Annotated in this window: 4 protein-coding genes and 1 pseudogene; 1 reads left to right on the top strand and 4 read right to left on the bottom strand. The window is 62.6% G+C overall.

Translation table 11 applies throughout. The annotated features are described in order from the left end of the window. On the top strand, positions 1-964 hold a 964-nt coding region (gene prpD, locus VBE63_RS26525; RefSeq protein WP_323686000.1), incomplete at its 5' end, for a 2-methylcitrate dehydratase. Between the two features lie 216 nt (positions 965-1,180). Here prpD and VBE63_RS26520 read toward each other — a convergent pair. From VBE63_RS26520 to VBE63_RS26505, 4 genes and pseudogenes are all read right to left on the bottom strand, one after another. Further along, a pseudogene (locus VBE63_RS26520) lies at positions 1,181-1,374 on the bottom strand (transposase); the annotation flags it as partial. Between the two features lie 29 nt (positions 1,375-1,403). After that, positions 1,404-1,739: a type II toxin-antitoxin system HicB family antitoxin gene (locus tag VBE63_RS26515; RefSeq protein WP_323685999.1), complete on the bottom strand. Its 336-nt coding sequence runs from the start codon at positions 1,737-1,739 to the stop codon at positions 1,404-1,406. Beyond that, the gene (locus VBE63_RS26510) at positions 1,736-1,942 is read right to left on the bottom strand and encodes a type II toxin-antitoxin system HicA family toxin (RefSeq protein WP_323685998.1); all 207 of its coding nucleotides are present in this window, start codon (positions 1,940-1,942) and stop codon (positions 1,736-1,738) included. Before VBE63_RS26510 ends, VBE63_RS26515 begins: the two co-directional genes overlap by 4 nt. A gap of 72 nt (positions 1,943-2,014) precedes the next feature. Continuing rightward, a partial coding sequence (locus VBE63_RS26505) for an agmatine deiminase family protein (RefSeq protein WP_323685997.1) occupies positions 2,015-3,199 on the bottom strand: 1,185 nt, incomplete at its 5' end.

The following is a 3,199-nucleotide window of genomic DNA, read 5'->3' as shown; positions in this document are numbered from 1 at the left end:
CGAGAACAGCTTCAACCGGGTCGGGCTGGATCATGTGCTGCTGGTGCGGATTGCCTCGGCGGCGGTCTCGGCGGCGATGCTCGGCTGCAGCCGTGACGAGGTGTTGAGCGCCGTGTCCCATGCCTGGCTCGATGGCTCGGCGCTGCGCACCTATCGCCATGCGCCGAATACCGGCCCGCGCAAGTCCTGGGCGGCGGGCGATGCCTCCTCGCGCGGGCTGTTCCTGGCGCTGATCGCCGCCAGCGGCGAGATCGGCTATCCCTCGGCGCTGACCGCCAAGGGCTGGGGCTTCCAAGATGTGAGCTTTGACGGCAAGCCGATCCAGCTCGGCCAGCCGTTCGGCACCTATGTGATGGAAAACGTGCTGTTCAAGATTAGCTATCCGGCCGAGTTCCATGCCCAGACCGCGGTTGAGGCGGCGATCACCCTTCATCCGCAGGTCAAGGACCGGCTCGGCGAGATCGAGCGCATCCTGATCGAGACCACTGAATCCGGTGATCGGATCATCAACAAGACCGGGCCGCTGAGCAACCCGGCCGATCGCGATCATTGCCTGCAGTACATGGTCGCAGTGCCGCTGATCCAGGGCAGTCTCGATGCCGATGATTATGAAGACAGCGCTGCCGCGAATCCGCTGATCGATCAGCTGCGCGCGAAGATGGAGGTGGTCGAAAACGAGCGCTTCACCCGCGAGTACCTGGAGGCAGACAAGCGCGCGATCGGCAATGCGGTGCAGGTGTTCTTCACCGATGGCTCCAGCACTGAGAAGGTCAGCGTCGATTATCCAGTCGGGCATCGGCGCCGGCGGGGAGAGGGCATTCCGCTGCTTCAGGCCAAGTTCGAGCGTTATCTGCGCGGGCGCATCAGCCAGAAGAATAGCGATGCGATCCTTGCGCTCTGCGCTGACCAGGCGGCGTTCGAGGCCTGTTCGGTGGAGCGGATGATGACGTTGTTGAGTCTCTGAGCGACGCCTTAGGCGATTTCTGTCAAAGCTCATACCGCCTTGCTTGTCTTTTCGCTCGCCTTCTTCGTCGCGTTGTCGGTCACATAGCCCGGCTATGCTCCCGACAACGCTCCTCGAAGGCAAACGAAAATCCTACGCAATTCGGTACGAGATTTTCCGGCAATCGCCTTAGGAACAGTGCAAGATAATCTTAGAAGCTGTTTGCAAGCTGCCGTCTCAAGCCAGGCGGTTAGCCATCAGCCTGATGATCGCCAGATGCCCGCAGGTTTCGCTGGTCGGCGTCAAGCGCTCGTCGTCCTTGCTAAGGCGGCGGGCGAGGTTGAGCCAGCCAAAGGTTCGCTCGACCCCCAGCGCCGTGGCAGCAAGACGTGCCGGCGGCTTTCCTTGGGACGCAAGACCACTGCCAAGACGACTTGCTCAGTATCGCATCGGCACAGGCTTAACCCTGCACAGCCTGTTTCAGCACGTCGGCGATCCAGTGGTTCAGACTCTTGCCCTCGGCGGCGGCGGTGATGGCCAGGTCGGCATGCAGATCGGGCGGCACGCGCACATTGAATTTGCCTGAATAGGGCTTGCGTGGCTCGACGCCATCCTCCGCGCACATCTCCAGAAAGACCTTGAGCGAGCGCGCGCCTTCCTGCTTCAGTCTGGCGATGTCGGCGGCATAAAAATCCGCACCACCGTTAAGGCCAACAAACTCGCCGCGAAACAGATCGATCTCAGGGTCATAACGGATGACGGCCTGATAGCCGTCGATGTCCATCCGATTCATCATGGCGTTACCTCGTTGTCTTGCAGCCACTCGCGAATAGCGGCGACAGCTCCTTTGTCCGTCATGGGCGACGGGTGCGGGCGATGGAACACCCGCCGCTCGCCGAACAGCCGCACCCCGACACGCGATCCTTCACGCTCGCTGATCTCCGCACCCAACTCGACGAACAGGGCTTCGATCTCGCGCCATGGGATGGTCCCGCTCACTGGGCGCGGACCTCATCGAATTTGTGCGGACAGATGAAGGCCAATCAGGGGGCGACCTGAGCCGAAGCGTCGCTAGGCCGGCAATTGCATGGTGATGCAATGCAGGCTGCCGCCTTGTCGAATCAACGGCCGGCAATCCAGGGGCTCGATGCGCCGGCCCGGAAAACACTCGGCGAGGCGTTCGCAGGCGATCTCATCGGCGGGATCATCGTAGACCGGGACGAGCACGGCCTGGTTGATGATCAGGAAATTGGCGTAGCCAGCTGGGAGTCGCTGGCCATCCTCGTCATGGATCGGCGCTGGTTGCGGCAGTGGAACCAGCCGATAGGGCTTGCCGTTGCGCTGGCGCAGCGCGCGCAGTTCGGCGGCAAGCCGCTCCAATGCGGGATGATTCGGGTCGCCGGGATCATCGCTCGCCGCGTAGCAGATGGTCTGCGGGTCGCAGAAGCGGGCGAGGGTATCGATGTGGCCATCGGTATCGTCGCCACTGAGCTGGCCGTGCTCGAGCCAGAGGAAGCGCTCGAGACCCAGTCGGTCGCGCAGCTCGGCCTCGATCTCGGATTGGCTCCAGCCTGGATTGCGGGCTGGATCGATGATGGTGCGGCGCACCGCGAGCAGGCTGCCGACGCCGTCGGTCTCGATGGCGCCGCCTTCAAGGACCAGTTGGCTGGACTCGATGCCTTCGTCAGCGCCATGAACGCAGGCATCTGCGGCAGCAGCGTGACTGGACATCGGCCCAGCGCTCGCTCTCTTGGCTGCGCTGTCCAGTTGGTTCTCACTCAGCCGTGCAAAGCCGCCAGCGGCATACAACGTCGCGGTGATCCGGTCATCAAGCTCCGCCGGATACTTACCACCCCAGCCATTGAAGCGAAAATCGATCAAGCGGCGCTGGCCGCTGGCGCGATCGATGACGCAGATCGGACCATGATCGCGGGCCCAGGTGTCGTTGCTTGGGGCCAATGCGAATTGGATGCGATCGAGCCGCGTCTTGCTATGGGCATCGATGACCGTTTTGGCCTGGTCGCTGACAGCGTCTCCGGCTTCGGCTTGCGCATCGGCTTGCGCATCGACACGAGCAGCAGTTTGAGCATCGATACTGGCGGGGGCTTGAATCTTGAGACTGGCAGCGGCGTCGCCCTCTGACTGGGCACCAGCCGGCTCGGTCGTCATGGACTTGGCCAACTGCGCGCGGATCGCAGCCTGATGGGTCTCATCCCGACAGACGATCAGCACTGCCTGATCCCTGGTGATCAACTG

Source organism: Lamprobacter sp., from assembly GCF_034860625.1.
Taxonomy (GTDB): domain Bacteria; phylum Pseudomonadota; class Gammaproteobacteria; order Chromatiales; family Chromatiaceae; genus Lamprobacter.
The sequence above is the reverse complement of the archived record's forward strand: the minus strand, read 5'-3'. Positions and strand labels throughout refer to the sequence as shown.

What these genes read in the sequence shown, in the direction of transcription:
- VBE63_RS26515 (WP_323685999.1), bottom strand. Translation starts at nt 1,739, where the DNA reads ATGATGAATCGGATGGACATCGACGGCTATCAGGCCGTCATCCGTTAT.